Annotated in this window: 14 protein-coding genes; 7 read left to right on the plus strand and 7 right to left on the minus strand. The window is 43.0% G+C overall.

Annotated elements, in window-relative coordinates; translation table 11 throughout:
- Positions 1–105: 105 nt before the first annotated feature.
- From rsmG to rpmH, 7 genes are all read right to left on the minus strand, one after another.
- Positions 106–822 (minus strand): 16S rRNA (guanine(527)-N(7))-methyltransferase RsmG, encoded by a 717-nt coding sequence (gene rsmG, locus AR334_RS12270; protein ID WP_066310683.1) that lies wholly within the window; start codon positions 820–822, stop codon positions 106–108.
- Between the two features lie 142 nt (positions 823–964).
- Positions 965–2,851: a tRNA uridine-5-carboxymethylaminomethyl(34) synthesis enzyme MnmG gene (mnmG, locus tag AR334_RS12275; protein ID WP_066310687.1), complete on the minus strand. Its 1,887-nt coding sequence runs from the start codon at positions 2,849–2,851 to the stop codon at positions 965–967.
- Between the two features lie 76 nt (positions 2,852–2,927).
- Positions 2,928–4,313: a tRNA uridine-5-carboxymethylaminomethyl(34) synthesis GTPase MnmE gene (gene mnmE / locus AR334_RS12280; RefSeq protein ID WP_066310692.1), complete on the minus strand. Its 1,386-nt coding sequence runs from the start codon at positions 4,311–4,313 to the stop codon at positions 2,928–2,930.
- 220 nt (positions 4,314–4,533) lie between these two features.
- Positions 4,534–5,157, minus strand: coding sequence for an RNA-binding cell elongation regulator Jag/EloR (gene jag / locus AR334_RS12285; RefSeq protein ID WP_066310694.1), 624 nt, complete (start codon positions 5,155–5,157; stop codon positions 4,534–4,536).
- Positions 5,154–5,927, minus strand: coding sequence for a YidC family membrane integrase SpoIIIJ (gene spoIIIJ / locus AR334_RS12290; RefSeq protein WP_066310696.1), 774 nt, complete (start codon positions 5,925–5,927; stop codon positions 5,154–5,156). Before spoIIIJ ends, jag begins: the two co-directional genes overlap by 4 nt.
- Positions 5,928–6,066: 139 nt before the next feature.
- Positions 6,067–6,414: a ribonuclease P protein component gene (gene rnpA / locus AR334_RS12295; protein ID WP_066310697.1), complete on the minus strand. Its 348-nt coding sequence runs from the start codon at positions 6,412–6,414 to the stop codon at positions 6,067–6,069.
- A 233-nt stretch (positions 6,415–6,647) separates the two neighbouring features.
- Positions 6,648–6,782 carry a 50S ribosomal protein L34 gene (gene rpmH / locus AR334_RS28880; RefSeq protein WP_082692915.1) on the minus strand — a complete coding sequence of 45 codons (135 nt, stop codon included), beginning with the start codon at positions 6,780–6,782 and terminating at the stop codon, positions 6,648–6,650.
- A gap of 676 nt (positions 6,783–7,458) precedes the next feature.
- Here rpmH and dnaA point away from each other — a divergent pair.
- From dnaA to gyrA, 7 genes are all read left to right on the plus strand, one after another.
- Positions 7,459–8,805, plus strand: coding sequence for a chromosomal replication initiator protein DnaA (dnaA, locus tag AR334_RS12300; protein ID WP_066310698.1), 1,347 nt, complete (start codon positions 7,459–7,461; stop codon positions 8,803–8,805).
- 196 nt (positions 8,806–9,001) lie between these two features.
- Positions 9,002–10,138 carry a DNA polymerase III subunit beta gene (gene dnaN, locus AR334_RS12305; RefSeq protein WP_066310701.1) on the plus strand — a complete coding sequence of 379 codons (1,137 nt, stop codon included), beginning with the start codon at positions 9,002–9,004 and terminating at the stop codon, positions 10,136–10,138.
- Between the two features lie 124 nt (positions 10,139–10,262).
- Positions 10,263–10,478: a S4 domain-containing protein YaaA gene (gene yaaA / locus AR334_RS12310; RefSeq protein WP_066310705.1), complete on the plus strand. Its 216-nt coding sequence runs from the start codon at positions 10,263–10,265 to the stop codon at positions 10,476–10,478.
- A 12-nt stretch (positions 10,479–10,490) separates the two neighbouring features.
- Positions 10,491–11,609, plus strand: a complete 1,119-nt coding sequence (gene recF / locus AR334_RS12315) for a DNA replication/repair protein RecF (protein ID WP_066310709.1) — start codon at positions 10,491–10,493, stop codon at positions 11,607–11,609.
- A gap of 8 nt (positions 11,610–11,617) precedes the next feature.
- Positions 11,618–11,866 carry an extracellular matrix regulator RemB gene (gene remB / locus AR334_RS12320; protein ID WP_066310717.1) on the plus strand — a complete coding sequence of 83 codons (249 nt, stop codon included), beginning with the start codon at positions 11,618–11,620 and terminating at the stop codon, positions 11,864–11,866.
- Between the two features lie 72 nt (positions 11,867–11,938).
- The gene (gene gyrB, locus AR334_RS12325) at positions 11,939–13,861 is read left to right on the plus strand and encodes a DNA topoisomerase (ATP-hydrolyzing) subunit B (protein ID WP_066310726.1); all 1,923 of its coding nucleotides are present in this window, start codon (positions 11,939–11,941) and stop codon (positions 13,859–13,861) included.
- A gap of 78 nt (positions 13,862–13,939) precedes the next feature.
- Complete coding sequence (gene gyrA, locus AR334_RS12330; RefSeq protein WP_066310728.1) at positions 13,940–16,516, plus strand: DNA gyrase subunit A; 2,577 nt, start codon at positions 13,940–13,942, stop codon at positions 16,514–16,516.
- Positions 16,517–16,743 lie beyond the last annotated feature (227 nt).

The following is a 16,743-nucleotide window of genomic DNA, read 5'->3' on the forward strand; positions in this document are numbered from 1 at the left end:
TATTTCGCTACGCACCTAAAATCCTCCTGCCTAGAATAACATTTTTACCCTAAAAATGTCAGCCCCCCGGTTAGGAATTGCTGGTGGCCCAACACGAAAGAAAAGCTACTCAATCGGTGCTTTCCCTGGTGTGCCGGGCTTGCGCGGGTATTTCTTCGGTGTTTGTTTTTCCTTTTTGATTACAATAATGGTCCGTTCAAATTCTTCAATCGGCAGCGTAAACGTAAACTGATTTTCCAGTTTGCCTCCAAGCGTGGTAATTGCCTTTTGCCCTGCCTTTAGTTCTTCTTCTGCATGTATTGCCTTAAGGGCAATAAAATGCCCCCCTACCTTCACAAGGGGCAGGCATAGTTCACTTAGAACCGACATTCTTGCCACCGCTCTAGCGGTAACCACATCAAATTGCTCCCGGTAGTTTGGATTAACCCCAAAAGTTTCTGCACGATCATGGACAAATTGCACATTTTCCAAATTTAATGTGTTGGCTAGATGAGTTAGAAATGAAATACGTTTATTTAGTGAATCGACGATCGTCAATTGGATATGCGGGAAAGCAATTTTTAACGGTATGCTAGGAAAGCCGGCACCTGCCCCGACATCACAAAGATGAAAGGGCTTTGTAAAATCATAATAAAATGCAGCGGCAATCGAATCGTAAAAATGCTTTAAATACACATCACTTTTTTCGGTAATGGCGGTTAAATTGATTTTTTCGTTCCATTCAACCAGCGTCTCGTAGTATTTCTCATATTGAGCCAACTGGGTACTTGTTAAAGCAATCCCTTTTTCCTGAAGGCTTTTTGTAAATTGTTCAATATTCATATGAAGTTCCTCACTAATTTTTGTCTAGCTGCAGCGCCTAGGGGCTCGAGGTCATAAGCCAATCCGTCAAGAAGGCTAAAGTGCAGCCTTCTCGCCGGCTCGTCTTATGCTTGTCGCCCCTGAGCAAGGCGCTTCCGCTTTTCTAATTAGAAACCCTAGCAATTTTACCTTGCTCCAAATAAACAAGTAAAATGGAAATGTCAGCAGGATTTACCCCTGAAATCCTTGATGCCTGGGCCAAAGTAAGCGGCCTGATTTTCTTCAGCTTTTGCTTTGCCTCTGTAGCCAGTCCTGAAATGGCATCGTAATCAATATTTTCTGGGATCTTTTTGTCTTCCATCTTTCTTAATCGCTCCACCTGCTGCAGCGACTTATCAATATAACCCTCATATTTAATTTGGATTTCTACTTGTTCCTTCACCTCGTCAGTTAACGGTACAGCTGATTTCGTCAGAGTTTCCAATAGCTCATAGGACATTTCCGGCCGTTTTAACAAATCAGAAGCTCGGATGCCGTCCTTTAATTCGCTGCCGCCGATGCTTCTGATCAGTTCCTGCACGTCTGCCGATGGTTTTAGAATAATTGACCGCAAACGGTCGATTTCGGCTTCAATTGCCGCCTTTTTTGCTAAGAACGACTGGTAGCGCTCTTCTTTGATTAAACCAATTCGATGGCCTAGCTCCGTTAATCGCAAATCGCAATTATCATGTCTTAACAGCAGACGGTATTCCGCTCTTGATGTTAATAGACGATATGGTTCATTAACCCCTTTGGTTATCAGATCATCAATTAATACCCCAATGTAGGCATCGGAACGGCTTAACACGACTTCCTCACTGCCAAGCGCATTCATCCCGGCATTGATACCGGCCATTAACCCCTGACCCGCAGCTTCCTCGTAACCGGATGTGCCATTGATTTGCCCGGCTGTATATAAATTTTTAACAACCTTTGTTTCTAATGTTGGCCATAACTGAGTCGGCACAATGGCATCATATTCGATGGCATAACCAGCCCGCATCATTTGCGCGTTTTCGAGCCCAGGCACGGTTTTGATGATTTGTTGCTGTACATCTTCAGGTAAGCTGGTGGACAGGCCTTGGACATAGACTTCCCTTGTATTTCTTCCTTCTGGCTCGAGGAAAATTTGATGGCGCGGTTTATCGTTAAAACGAACAACCTTATCCTCAATCGACGGGCAATAGCGCGGCCCCGTACCTTTGATCATGCCAGAGAACATCGGCGAGCGATGCAGGTTTTGGTCAATTAAGCTATGGGTTTTATCGTTCGTATAAGTCAGCCAGCATGGCAGCTGGTCAGTAATAAATTCAGTTGTTTCATAGGAAAATGCCCGCGGTTCTTCATCACCAGGCTGAATTTCTGTTTTGCTGTAATCAATCGTGTTGCTGTTCACGCGAGGCGGTGTCCCGGTTTTAAAGCGGACAAGCTCAAACCCAAGCTGTTCCAAATGCTCCGACAGTTTGATTGACGGCTGTTGATTATTCGGACCGCTGGAATATTTCAATTCGCCAAGGATAATCTCACCGCGCAGGAAGGTACCGGTAGTTATAACGACTGTTTTCGCACGATAGACCGCACCTGTTTTGGCAATTACTCCTTTACAGATGCCATCCTCGACAATCAATTCCTCAACCATGCCTTGAATTAAGGTAAGGTTTGGTTCTTCCTCAAGAGTCTTTTTCATTTCATGTTGGTAGGCAAATTTATCAGCCTGCGCCCTTAGTGCACGGACAGCAGGGCCCTTACCCGTATTCAGCATCCTGATTTGGATAAGTGTCTTATCAATATTTTTTGCCATTTCACCGCCGAGAGCATCTATTTCCCGGACAACAATCCCTTTTGCCGGACCGCCGACGGAAGGATTGCAGGGCATAAAGGCAACCATATCCAAATTGATGGTAATCATTAATGTTTTCGCGCCCAGCCTTGCCGCCGCGAGGCCAGCCTCACAACCAGCATGGCCAGCGCCGACGACGATGACGTCGTAACTTCCTGCTTCGTACTGCATATTTTTCCTCCTTTTCCGCGTTAAGCGGAAACATCTATCTTTCAAAGCGTACGGCCAGCCGCACACCACCCACAGATTATTTACCTAGGCAGAACTGCGAGAATAATTGGTCAATCAGGCTTTCGTGAACACTGTCGCCGATAATTTCGCCAAGCAGTTCCCACGTTCTCGTTAAGTCGATTTGGACCATATCGATCGGAGTTCCGAGCTCTACAGCACCTATGGCATCCTCAATTGCTTGTAAGCTTTGATTTAACAAGGCAATATGGCGGCTGTTCGAAACGTAGGTTACATCCTTTGCTTCAATCGACCCAGCAAAGAATAATGACGCAATCGCTTCTTCAAGCTCATCGACACCGCTGTCCTCGAGCAGCGACGTCGTCACCAATTTATAATCCTTTGCCAATTCTTTGACCCGATTCAAATCTATTTGCTGCGGCAGGTCCGTTTTATTGACAATAACGATGACATCCATTCCTTTTACCGCTTCGAACAGGTTTTCATCCTCTTTTGTCAGCTGGTCGGAATAATTCAACACAAGCAGGATCAAATCGGCCTCTTTCAATACCTGACGTGAGCGTTCAACCCCAATCCGCTCTACGATATCCTCAGTTTCCCGGATTCCTGCTGTATCCAATAGCCGGAGTGGCACGCCGCGGACATTGACATACTCTTCAATCACATCGCGAGTTGTCCCGGGAATATCAGTAACAATTGCCTTATTCTCATGGACGAGGCTGTTTAATAATGATGACTTTCCGACATTCGGCCTTCCGATAATAACAGTTGAGAGTCCTTCACGCAATATTTTGCCCTGCTCCGAAGTTTGCAACAGCTTATTTATTTCTTCTTTGACAAAATGCGCTTTCGGCAGCAGCATCGTATGGGTCATTTCCTCGACATCATCATATTCGGGATAATCGATATTCACTTCAATATGGGCGAGTATTTCAAGAATTTCCTGCCTCAATCTTTTAATCAGCTTAGACAAGCGGCCTTCCATTTGGCCTAACGCCACATTCATCGCCCTATCCGTTTTGGCCCGGATTAAATCCATGACCGCCTCAGCCTGTGATAAATCAATCCGGCCATTTAAAAATGCCCGCTTCGTAAATTCCCCCGGTTCCGCCAGTCTTGCCCCGTTATTCAGAACGAGCTGGAGCACACGATTGACTGAAACAATTCCGCCGTGGCAATTTATTTCAATTACATCTTCTTTTGTAAACGTCTTTGGCCCCTTCATGATCGAGACCATAACCTCTTCAACCACTTGGCCGTCTTTTGGATTTTGCAAATGACCATAGTGAATCGTATGGGTGGCCATTTCCGAAAGTTTTTTTCCATTTATACTTTTAAACAGTTTATCAGCAATCGTGATCGCTTCATCCCCGCTTAAGCGGACAATCGCAATCGCCCCCTCCCCCATCGGAGTGGAAATTGCCGCAATTGTATCAAACTCCACTTTGTACACCTCACAACTAAAAAAGCCAGCCTTTTTTACAAACTGACCTGAATTATCCACAAATGATAATTATCTTGTATTATTTTAACTTATCCACATGTGAATAACAATAAAACACTTTTGATGACTAAAAAGTTATTCACACTGTTTTTTTTATAAAAATTTTTCTTTTAACTCAAAAAAAACACCCTATCCTAAAGGACGGGGTGTTTTAGTGTAATTATTTTCTAACTGGTGAGATTACCACATGGCGATGGGGTTCGGTTCCGTCGGAAAGGGTTTTTACCCTCTTGTTTTCGGCCAAAGCGGTATGAATCACCTTGCGCTCATATGAAGGCATCGGCTCAAGCGCCACATCTTTACCAGTTTTGATTGCCTTTTGGGCGAGGCGCTGGGCCAGTTGGATCAGGGTGTCGCTCCGACGGTTACGATAATCCTCCGCATCGAGGATCACAGTCAAGTATTGCTCGGAATGACGATTGATCACAAGCTGGGTCAAATACTGAAGCGAATTCAATGTTTGGCCACGCTTACCGATTAATAAGGCGATTTTCTCACCGGACAACACAAATTGAACCTGCTTACCATCACGCTTTGCCTCGATTTCAACCTCGGCGCCCATTTGTGCACTTACTTGGTTCAAGAATTTCTTTGCCTCTTCAATCGGGTCAATAATGACAGTTACCTTCACTACTGCAGGGCGTGAGCCAAAAATGCCAAAAATCCCTTTTTTACCTTCATCGATAATGTCTACATCTGTGCGGTCTTTGGTTGTCTTTAATTGAGCTAAAGCTGATTCTACTGCTTCTTCGACAGTTTGTCCTGTAGCAGTTACCTGTTTCACTTTTTTGCTCCTCCCGCTTTACCGGTGGCTGTTGCCTTAAGATCCGGTCCTTTAATGAAATAAGTTTGAACAATCATGAAAATATTACCTACAACCCAGTACAAGGAAAGGGCTGCCGGGAAGCTGATCGCAAACACAACAATCATAATCGGCATCATCCAGAGCATCATTGCCATTTGCGGGTTATGCTCCTGGCCGGCCATCATGATTTTTTGCTGAATAAACGTAGTTATTCCTGCAACAATCGGTAAAATATAGTAAGGATCCTTTTCCCCCAAATCAAACCACAGGAAACTATCCTGGGCGATTTCCCTTGTTCGCATAATTGCATGATAAAAACCAATCAAAATCGGCATTTGAACTAATAGCGGGAAACAGCCGGCCATCGGATTAACTCCGTGCTTTTGGAACAGGGCCATGGTTTCCTGCTGCAGCTTTTGCTGGGTTTTTTGGTCTTTAGAGCTGTATTTTTCACGTAATGCCTTCATTTCCGGCTGAAGAGCCTGCATGGCCTTTGAACTTTTTGTTTGTTTGATCATTAATGGCAAAATCGCCAAGCGAATTACGATGGTTACTACAATAATTGCGAGACCATAGTGACCTCCCATCAAAAGAGCTGCTTCCTTGATCAGCCATGACAACGGATAAACAATATATTCATTCCAAAATCCTGTACTTTCCGCGTTAATCGGTTTATTGACTTCACTACAGCCTGTCAGCAGCAAAAACACGAAAAGCATACCGAATAACAGTAATATTCGTTTTTTCAACCAGTTTTTCCTCCTTGCAACAAAGTATCCTCTATGTAAATTTCACATTTAAGCGATTTCATAGGATATTTTAACATTTTTAAATGATGCTTGTCTTTATCACTCTTACGAAATTTGAATAAATTATCACAATTATCGCCTAAAGATTTTTCTTTAAAACCTTTCCGACCTTCAGCACATGGGTCAGACTGTTTTTCACTTCAAAAAAGTCCATATCCGCGGCAGGTTTCCTGGCGATGATGACATAGTCGTTGCCAGGGGCAAGTTGTTCCTTTAACTCAAAAATGGCTTGTCTTATGTACCGTTTTATTTGGTTGCGCGTTACCGCATTGCCGAGTTTTTTGCTGACCGACAGCCCGATTCGGAAGTCGGCTTGTCCTTCTTTTTCAAGACAATAGACAACAAATTGCCGATTGGCAAACGATCGCCCTTTTTGGAAAACGGTTTGAAAATCCTGATTCTTTTTAATTCGGAGCTCTTTTTTCATCTTAGCCGAGCTTTCCTCCTTATTGATAAGGCCTTGTAAATTCGCGCTCCAGGCGCTTCGCTTTCCGCGGGCGGTTCGGGGAGCCTCCTCGGCGCTAAAGCGCCTGCGGGGTCTCCCCTGTCCCGTACTCCCGCAGGAGTCTGCGCGCCTTCCGCTCCAATCAACAAGGCCGTCCAATCAACAATCCGTTTTACATAGTATTGAAAAAAAGACCACTGAGACGTTTCAGTGGTCTATGCTGATAATACTTTTCTTCCTTTGCGACGACGACGAGCAAGAACCTTGCGTCCGTTTGGCGTGCTCATGCGGCTGCGGAAACCGTGAACCTTGCTGTGCTTGCGCTTATTTGGTTGATATGTTCTTTTCATATATGACACCTCCCTGGAAGGATCGCCTTCAAATTCAAGTCAAATGACAGTCTTACTTATTATAAAGATGTCTACTTTATATTGTCAACCACTGTCTATTACCAAATTCACCCGTGACTAAAATGTTTATTCCAAACTCATAGCTAAAAATAGCAGCAAAAGGTTTTCCAGCGCCCTAAAAATATATTGTGGATAAAAAATCGACAAATTTCTCGCTATCCACACAAGATATTGACAGGATTTTCACAAATTATCAACCTGTGGACAATTATTGTGCACAGGTCACGGCAGATGTGGATAAACTTTGAAAAACCATTGCACACCTAGCTATTATTTGATATTATATTTGTGTTTTCACCCTGAATAACTTTATCCCCAATAAGCCTTATCCACAGATTGTGGATAACATGTGGACAGGTTATTCAACGGTTCTGTAAAAACTTGTCCACAAGAGGTGGATATTGTCGAAACTCCACTTTATTTCCTTATTATACGTTTTCCACAATCAACGTTTCGTATATTTATAAATTAATAGGTTGTACTCCATGGATTAAACATTATTCCACTAAAATATTAGTCGAATTTGATACCTGGACAGGAAACAAAACTCCAAAGGAGTTAGACTCTTTTTGCACAGAAACATACATTTCAAAAATTATAAAGGGAGGGAAACCAGTTGGAAAATATTGCGGATCTTTGGCATGCAGCGCTTGCGAACATCGAGAAGAAAATCAGCAAACCCAGCTTTGATACCTGGCTTAAAGCCACCAAAGCGCATTCGCTTCAAGGCAATCTGCTTGTCGTAACGGCTCCAAATGAGTTTGCCCGCGATTGGCTCGAGGAGCGCTACTCTCAGCTGATTTCAGGAATTCTTTATGACATTACCGGGGAAGAACTGTCGGTAAAGTTTATCATTCCGCAAAATCAAAAAGAGGAAGAGCTTGAGATTCCGACGCCGCGTAAAAAGGCCAAAAAGGATGAAGAGCAAACAGATTTTCCTTCAAATATTTTAAACCCTAAATACACCTTTGATACCTTTGTCATCGGATCTGGCAACCGTTTCGCCCATGCAGCTTCGCTTGCTGTTGCCGAAGCGCCAGCCAAAGCCTATAACCCTCTATTTATCTACGGGGGTGTCGGTCTCGGAAAAACCCACTTGATGCATGCGATTGGCCATTATGTCCTGGACCATAACCCGTCCGCGAAAGTGGTTTATTTATCATCAGAAAAATTCACCAACGAATTCATTAACTCGATTCGGGACAATCGCGCGGAGAGTTTCCGAAATAAATATCGAAATGTCGATGTCCTGCTTATTGATGATATTCAATTTTTGGCCGGAAAAGAATCAACCCAGGAAGAGTTTTTCCATACTTTTAACGCCCTGCACGAGGAGAGCAAACAAATTGTCATCTCAAGTGATCGGCCGCCTCGGGAAATTCCGACCCTGGAGGACCGTCTCCGCTCTAGGTTCGAATGGGGCTTGATTACCGACATCACGCCGCCTGACTTGGAAACAAGGATTGCCATTTTGCGCAAAAAGGCAAAAGCGGAAGGTCTGGATATTCCGAATGAAGTAATGCTTTATATCGCCAATCAAATTGATTCCAACATCCGAGAGCTTGAGGGTGCCTTGATCCGTGTTGTTGCCTATTCATCTTTAATTAATAAAGACATAAATGCCGACCTTGCCGCCGAAGCGCTGAAGGATATTATTCCTAGCTCAAAGCCGAAGGTCATTACGATTTTGGAGATCCAAAAGGTAGTCGGCGAGCATTACAATATCAAGCTTGAAGACTTTAAGGCCAAAAAGCGGACTAAATCAATTGCCTTTCCAAGACAGATTGCCATGTATTTGTCGCGTGAATTAACCGATTATTCTTTGCCGAAAATAGGAGAAGAATTTGGCGGCCGCGACCATACCACCGTCATCCATGCTCATGAAAAGATTTCAAAGCTTCTTCAGACAGATTCGCAGTTGCAAAAACAAATGAAAGAATTGAATGAGCAGCTTAAAATATAAGACAGTGAATGATGTGAATAACTTCTTAGAATCTATACACAGTCTGTCCACATGTGGATAGGCTGTGTTTCCGTTGAAAATTAGAGTTATCCACATGTTAACAAGCCCTACTAGTACTTCTACTAATTTTTTTATAAAAAATATTATATATATGCTATCGCTTTTAAAAATATGCCTAAACGGAGGATTTTAAAAAATGAAATTTATTATCCAGCGTGACCGCCTTGTCCAAAGTGTTCAAGATGTTATGAAAGCAGTCACCTCGAGGACAACGATTCCTATTTTGACGGGGATTAAAATTACGACTACCAATGAGGGAGTAACCTTAACCGGAAGCGATTCAGATGTCTCCATTGAATCATTTATTCCGAAAGAAGAAGCTGGCGATGAAATTGTTGAAATCAAACAAACTGGCGCGATTGTCCTACAAGCAAAATTTTTCAGTGAAATTGTAAAAAAGCTACCTACCGACACTGTTGAAATTGAAGTGCATAGCTCACTTCAAACCGTAATACGTTCCGGCAAATCTGAGTTTAATTTAATTGGCCTTGATGCGGAGGAGTACCCTCACCTGCCGCAAATCGAAGAAAATAATAAATTCCATATTGCAACTGACCTGTTAAAGGCGATGATCCGCCAAACTCATTTTGCTGTATCCACTTCGGAAACACGGCCAATCTTGACAGGTGTAAACTGGCGAATTGAGAATGGTGAGCTGACCTGTATTGCAACAGATAGCCACAGACTGGCGTTAAGAAAAGCTAAAATCGAAACAGAAAATACTGAAAGCTATAATGTTGTCATTCCTGGTAAAAGCTTAAACGAATTAAGCAAGATTATTGATGATTCCAACGAATTAATCGATATCGTCATTACCGAGAATCAAATTTTATTTAAAGCGAAGCATTTATTGTTTTTCTCACGATTATTAGAAGGCAATTATCCTGATACGTCGAGATTGATTCCATCAGAAAGCAAAACCGATATAACGGTAAATACGAAAGAATTCCTGCAAGCGATTGATCGTGCTTCCCTTCTCGCCCGCGAAGGAAGAAACAATGTGGTCAAGTTTTCAACAATTGGTGGCGGTGTGATTGAAATTTCCTCCAATACACCGGAAATCGGAAAAGTTGTTGAGGAAATTCAAGCTGAAGCTATTGAAGGCGAAGAGTTAAAAATATCCTTTAGCGCAAAATATATGATGGATGCCCTAAAAGCACTCGAAGGGACTGATATCAGAGTCAGCTTCACTGGTGCGATGCGCCCATTCGTAATTCGCCCAATGCATGATGAATCGATTTTGCAGCTCATTTTGCCGGTCAGAACCTATTAAACGACCTATTGCAACCATATGCCGCCATGCCGTTGGCGGCCTTTTTTAGGGTTTCCTTTGTTTTTGATGGAGTTTTTTAGTAAAATAAAGTATTGGAACCATTTTAGAAAGTGAGGGTGAAAACGTGCCTGAAAAAGTAAACCTGGATACGGAATTTATCACTTTAGGCCAATTTTTAAAGCTTGCCGATGTGATTCAAACCGGCGGCATGGCCAAATGGTTTTTGAGTGAACATGATGTGTTTATTAATGGCGAGCAAGATCAAAGACGAGGAAGAAAGCTTCGATCTGGAGATGAAATCAGAATCCCGGGCTTTGGGGAGTTCGTCATAACGGAGTAAGGATGACTTTACATGTATATTCAACAATTAGCCTTAAAAAATTATCGGAATTACGAGGAAATGTTTATTGAGTTCGAAAATAAAGTAAATGTCATCTTAGGAGAAAACGCCCAAGGCAAAACAAATGTCATGGAATCCATTTATGTTTTAGCTATGGCTAAATCCCACCGAACCTCAAACGATAAAGATTTAATTCGCTGGGACCAGGATTATGCTAAAATAGAGGGAAGGGTTCAAAAACACCACAGCTCTGTCCCTATGCAATTAGTGATTTCAAAAAAAGGGAAAAAAGCAAAGCTTAACCATATTGAACAGCAAAAACTCAGCCAGTATGTCGGAAATATGAATGTGGTTATGTTTGCGCCTGAGGACCTAAACCTGGTGAAAGGAAGCCCCCAGGTTCGCAGACGGTTTATTGATATGGAAATTGGCCAAATCTCCCCAATTTATTTACATGATATGAGCCAATATCAAAAAATACTTCAGCAGCGCAATCATTATTTGAAAATGCTGCAAATCAAAAAACAGACTGACCAAACCATGCTTGAAATATTGACGGAACAGTTTATTGGAATGGCTGTAAAAATAGTTGCCAAACGATTTGAGTTCCTCCATTTACTCGAAAACTGGGCGAAACCGATTCATCATGGAATTTCCCGCGGGTTGGAGGCGCTTGAAATTCACTATAAACCCTCCGTGGAGGTATTAGAAGAACAAGACTTGTCGAAAATGATAACAAGTTTTGAAGAGAAGTTTGCAAAAGTGAGGCTAAGGGAAATCGAACGGGGCACTACCCTGTTTGGTCCGCATCGCGATGATTTGCTGTTTTTAGTTAATGGCCGCGATGTGCAAACGTTTGGCTCACAGGGACAGCAGCGGACAACGGCGCTGTCAGTCAAACTGGCGGAAATTGAATTAATTCACGCTGAAATTGGCGAGTATCCAATTTTACTGTTGGACGATGTTTTGTCGGAACTGGATGATTATAGGCAGTCACATTTATTGAATACGATTCAAGGCAAGGTGCAAACCTTTGTTACTACTACTAGCGTGGACGGAATTAATCACCAGACATTGAAGGAAGCTTCAACGTACGAAGTGAGCTCCGGGGTCATAAAGAAAGTTCATTGAGGTGCTCTATGTATATCCATATCGGGGAAGACCACAGCATTAGGGTCAATGATATTATCGCCATTTTAGATAAAGCAAGTGTCAAAAATTCGGAGCTACTGACAGAATTTTTGGAGCATCACCAAGACAAGGTGATGAATCTTTCAAAAAATCCCTTTAAATCGGTTGTAGTGACGTTTGACAAGGTGTACCTTTCCCCGATTGCGTCCGGTACATTAAGAAAGCGTTCCAATCAAGTTACGATACAGGAAATTTAACAAATAGATTAGCTCCTTTAGTGAAAATGAAAATAGTTTTATTGGCAGAAAGTGCAGGTGAATCAAGTGACAATGGATCAAAAAGCAATGCAGGAGCAAACATATGATGCGCATCAAATTCAAGTTTTAGAAGGACTTGAGGCCGTACGAAAAAGACCTGGCATGTACATCGGTTCAACAAGCGGCAGAGGCCTTCACCATCTTGTTTGGGAAATTGTTGATAACAGCATAGACGAGGCGCTCGCAGGCTTCTGTAACGAAATCAATGTCACGATTGAAGAAGATAACAGCATTACCGTCAAGGATAATGGCCGCGGCATTCCTGTTGACATTCAAGAGAAAATGGGACGGCCGGCAGTGGAAGTCATTATGACCGTTCTTCATGCCGGCGGTAAATTTGGCGGTGGAGGCTATAAGGTTTCCGGCGGACTGCACGGTGTAGGTGCCTCAGTTGTTAATGCCCTTTCGACTGAACTCGAAGTCTACGTCCACCGCGACGGTAAAATTCACGAGATTAAATTTGAGCGCGGCAACGTTGCTTCTGAACTAAAGGTAATCGGAACAACAGACAAAACCGGAACAATAACCCATTTTAAGCCTGATGGGGAAATTTTTACCGAAACATTAGAATATGAGTATGACATACTCGCCACCCGTCTTCGCGAACTTGCCTTTTTGAATCGTGGCATTAAAATTACGATTGAAGACAAGCGAGTGGAAAATAAACAAAATGAATATTATTATGAGGGCGGAATTAAGTCATATGTTGAGCATTTAAACCGTACAAAAGAGGTCGTCCACGAAGAGCCGATCTATATGGAGGGTGAACGTGATGGCATCAGTGTCGAGGTTGCCCTGCAATACAATGATGGTTATACGGAGAGCATTTATTCCTTCGCCAATAATATCCATACTTATGAGGGCGGAACGCATGAAGCCGGCTTCAAAACGGCCCTTACGAGGGTTATAAACGACTATGCCCGGAAAAACGGACTGATTAAAGAGAATGAGACAAATCTCTCCGGGGAGGATGTGCGGGAAGGGTTGACGGCGATTGTGTCGATTAAGCACCCGGACCCGCAGTTTGAGGGCCAAACAAAAACCAAACTCGGAAATTCTGAAGTCAGAACGATTACGGATACAGTTTTTTCTAGCACTTTTGAAAAATTCCTATTGGAGAATCCAAGTGTTGCCCGGAAAATTGTCGACAAAGGACTTATGGCGGCACGGGCTCGACTTGCGGCTAAGAAAGCCCGGGAATTAACGCGCCGTAAAAGTGCATTGGAAGTCTCCAGTTTGCCAGGTAAATTAGCTGACTGTTCTTCAAGAGACCCAGGAGAAAGTGAATTGTATATCGTTGAGGGTGACTCCGCAGGCGGTTCCGCAAAACAAGGGCGCGACCGTCATTTTCAGGCGATTCTACCGCTCAGAGGCAAAATTCTAAATGTTGAGAAGGCCCGACTTGATCGGATTCTGTCAAACAATGAGGTTAGAGCGATGATTACCGCGATTGGGACTGGGATTGGCGAAGATTTTGATATTTCGAAAGCGCGCTATCATAAAATCGTGATCATGACTGATGCTGATGTTGACGGTGCCCATATTCGGACGCTCCTATTAACCTTCTTTTATCGGTTTATGAGAAAAATAATTGAGGCAGGATACATTTATATTGCCCAGCCTCCGCTTTATAAGGTGCAGCAGGGTAAAAGAGTCGAATATGCCTACAATGACAAGGAACTTGACCGGATTTTTGCTGAGCTGCCTAGTCAGCCAAGGCCGAATATCCAGCGCTATAAAGGTTTGGGAGAGATGAATCCCGAGCAATTATGGGAAACAACGATGGATCCTAGTGTCAGAACCATGCTTCAAGTCAGCCTTGAAGATGCGATTGAAGCGGATGAAACCTTCGATATGTTAATGGGGGAAAAGGTTGAACCACGCCGTAACTTCATTGAGGAAAATGCACAATACGTAAAGAATCTAGATATATAACAAACAAAGGGAAAAGGGTAGAGGTGTGCGCTATCCTCCTTTTTTCTTTTAGGTGATCCCTAATAGGAGGTACCAAGTATGAGTGAAACGCCAAATTCGCAAATTAAAGAGATTAACATTAGCCAGGAAATGAAATCATCCTTTCTTGACTATGCGATGAGTGTTATTGTATCACGTGCCCTTCCGGATGTACGTGACGGATTAAAGCCGGTCCATCGCCGTATTCTTTATGCTATGCATGATCTTGGAATTCATGCGGACAAACCATATAAAAAGTCTGCACGTATCGTTGGTGATGTAATCGGTAAATATCATCCACATGGTGATTCTGCTGTTTATGAAACAATGGTGCGAATGGCTCAAGACTTTAACTATCGCTACATGCTAGTTGATGGCCATGGGAACTTTGGTTCCGTTGACGGCGACTCTGCGGCGGCGATGCGTTATACAGAATCAAGAATGTCAAAAATCTCAATGGAATTATTAAGGGACCTTAATAAAGACACCATTGATTATCAAGATAACTATGATGGTGAAGAAAAAGAGCCGGTCGTATTGCCGGCAAGATTCCCTAACCTTCTGGTCAACGGTACAACGGGCATTGCAGTCGGGATGGCGACAAACATTCCGCCGCACCAGCTTGGTGAGGTCATCGATGGCGTCTTGGCGGTCAGTCATGACCCAGGCATCACCAACCAGGAGTTAATGGAAGTCATTCCCGGTCCGGACTTCCCTACAGGCGGGATTATTCTTGGCCGCAGCGGCATCCGCAAAGCTTACGAAACAGGCAGAGGATCAATTACTTTGCGGGCCAAGGTGGAGATTGAACAAAAATCAAACGGCAAAGAGACGATTATTGTCAATGAAATTCCATATCAAGTCAACAAAGCAAAATTGATTGAAAAAATTGCTGAGCTTGCCCGCGATAAAAAACTTGAAGGCATTACAGACCTGCGGGACGAATCAGACCGCAGAGGGATGCGGATTGTTATCGAACTTCGCAAGGACGCAAACGCCAATGTACTGTTAAATAATTTATATAAGTTAACGGCGATGCAAACAAGCTATGGTATTAATATGCTTGCATTAGTTAATGGCCATCCGAAGGTATTAACGTTAAAGCAATGTTTAGTACATTATTTGGACCACCAAAAGGTTGTTATCCGCCGGAGAACAGAGTTTGAACTGCGTAAAGCAGAAGCACGCGCTCATATTTTGGAAGGTTTGCGTGTGGCACTTGACCATATTGATGCGATTATTGCATTGATTCGCGGTTCACAAACGACAGATATTGCCCGTCAAGGGTTAATGACTCAATTCAACCTTTCTGAAAAACAAGCACAGGCAATTCTCGATATGCGCCTGCAGCGTTTAACAGGACTGGAAAGAGAGAAAATTGAAGAAGAATACCAAAACCTGGTCAAGCTGATTGCTGAATTAAAGGCGATTTTAGCAGACGAGGAAAAGGTTCTTGAAATTATTCGTGAAGAACTGCTTGAAATTAAAGAGCGTTTTAATGATAAACGTCGTACTGAAATTGCTGCTGGCGGTATTGAATTTTTCGAGGATGAGGATTTAATTCCACGTGAAAGTATCGTCATCACCCTGACACATAATGGATATATCAAGCGGCTTCCAGTATCGACTTACCGTGCCCAAAAACGCGGCGGCCGCGGCATCCAAGGAATGGGGACCAATGAGGACGATTTTGTCGAGCATTTAATTACCACCTCGACGCACGATACCATTTTATTCTTTTCGAATAAAGGGAAGGTTTATCGTACCAAAGGCTACGAAATTCCGGAATATAGCCGCACTGCAAAAGGAATTCCAATCATTAACCTTCTCAGTGTAGAAAAAGGAGAATGGATTAACGCCATTATCCCGGTAGAAGAATTTGTTGATGATTGGTACTTATTCTTTACAACAAAAGAAGGAATATCCAAACGTTCCCCATTGTCATCATTTGCGCATATTCGTAATAACGGATTAATAGCCTTAAGCCTGCGCGATGGCGATGAATTGATTTCGGCACGTTTAACCGACGGAAGCAAGGAAATTATTATCGGTACAAAAAATGGGATGTTAATTCGCTTCCCGGAAACAGATGTCCGGTCAATGGGCCGAACTGCAACAGGTGTGAAAGGGATTACCCTCGACAGTGGCGATGAGGTTATCGGCATGGAAGTGCTGGAAGAGGATAACGATATTCTGATTGTAACGAAAAACGGCTATGGTAAACGCACTCCTGCTGCCGAATACCGAATTCAAGGCCGGGGCGGAAAAGGTATTAAAACCTGCCACGTCACAGAGAAAAATGGGCATCTTGTGTCGGTTAGAACGGTCACCGGTGAAGAAGATTTAATGTTAATCACCACCGGAGGTGTGCTCATCCGAATAGATGTAGCCGGCATTTCCCAATTAGGCCGAAACACTCAGGGCGTCAAATTAATCAGCATCAAGGAAAATGATGAATTTGTCGCTACTGTAGCCAAGGTCGAAAAGGAAGAAGTAGATGAAGAGGATCATCCTGAAGGTGAAGAAGTTGAACTGAGTGAAGCACCTGATTCAAACCAAGTAGCTGAACCAGTTGAAACACCAGATTTAAACGATGAAGCTGGATCGGATGAAACGCCTGATTCAAACGAAGAATAATTACTGGGAAGGGGCACTCTATGTAGTGTTCCTTCTTTATTTAGCTTTTTAATTATCGTCATAGTAAAAATATAATAAAAAGTGTTGACTTCCCTTTATTGAGATGGTATATTAATAAAGTCGCCTCGGGCGATAACAAATTCGATCTTTGAAAACTAAACAAACAAAAACGTCAACAATAAAACATTCATTTCTTTCGAAATGAAGCCAACGTAACATTTATGAGC

Source organism: Bacillus sp. FJAT-29814, assembly GCF_001510715.1.
Lineage (GTDB): Bacteria > Bacillota > Bacilli > Bacillales > Cytobacillaceae > Neobacillus.

What these genes read in the sequence shown, in the direction of transcription:
- rnpA (WP_066310697.1), bottom strand. Translation starts at nt 6,414, where the DNA reads ATGAAAAAAGAGCTCCGAATTAAAAAGAATCAGGATTTTCAAACCGTT.
- recF (WP_066310709.1), top strand. Translation starts at nt 10,491, where the DNA reads ATGTATATTCAACAATTAGCCTTAAAAAATTATCGGAATTACGAGGAA.
- remB (WP_066310717.1), top strand. Translation starts at nt 11,618, where the DNA reads ATGTATATCCATATCGGGGAAGACCACAGCATTAGGGTCAATGATATT.
- gyrB (WP_066310726.1), top strand. Translation starts at nt 11,939, where the DNA reads ATGGATCAAAAAGCAATGCAGGAGCAAACATATGATGCGCATCAAATT.
- mnmG (WP_066310687.1), bottom strand. Translation starts at nt 2,851, where the DNA reads ATGCAGTACGAAGCAGGAAGTTACGACGTCATCGTCGTCGGCGCTGGC.
- gyrA (WP_066310728.1), top strand. Translation starts at nt 13,940, where the DNA reads ATGAGTGAAACGCCAAATTCGCAAATTAAAGAGATTAACATTAGCCAG.
- rsmG (WP_066310683.1), bottom strand. Translation starts at nt 822, where the DNA reads ATGAATATTGAACAATTTACAAAAAGCCTTCAGGAAAAAGGGATTGCT.
- dnaN (WP_066310701.1), top strand. Translation starts at nt 9,002, where the DNA reads ATGAAATTTATTATCCAGCGTGACCGCCTTGTCCAAAGTGTTCAAGAT.
- rpmH (WP_082692915.1), bottom strand. Translation starts at nt 6,782, where the DNA reads ATGAAAAGAACATATCAACCAAATAAGCGCAAGCACAGCAAGGTTCAC.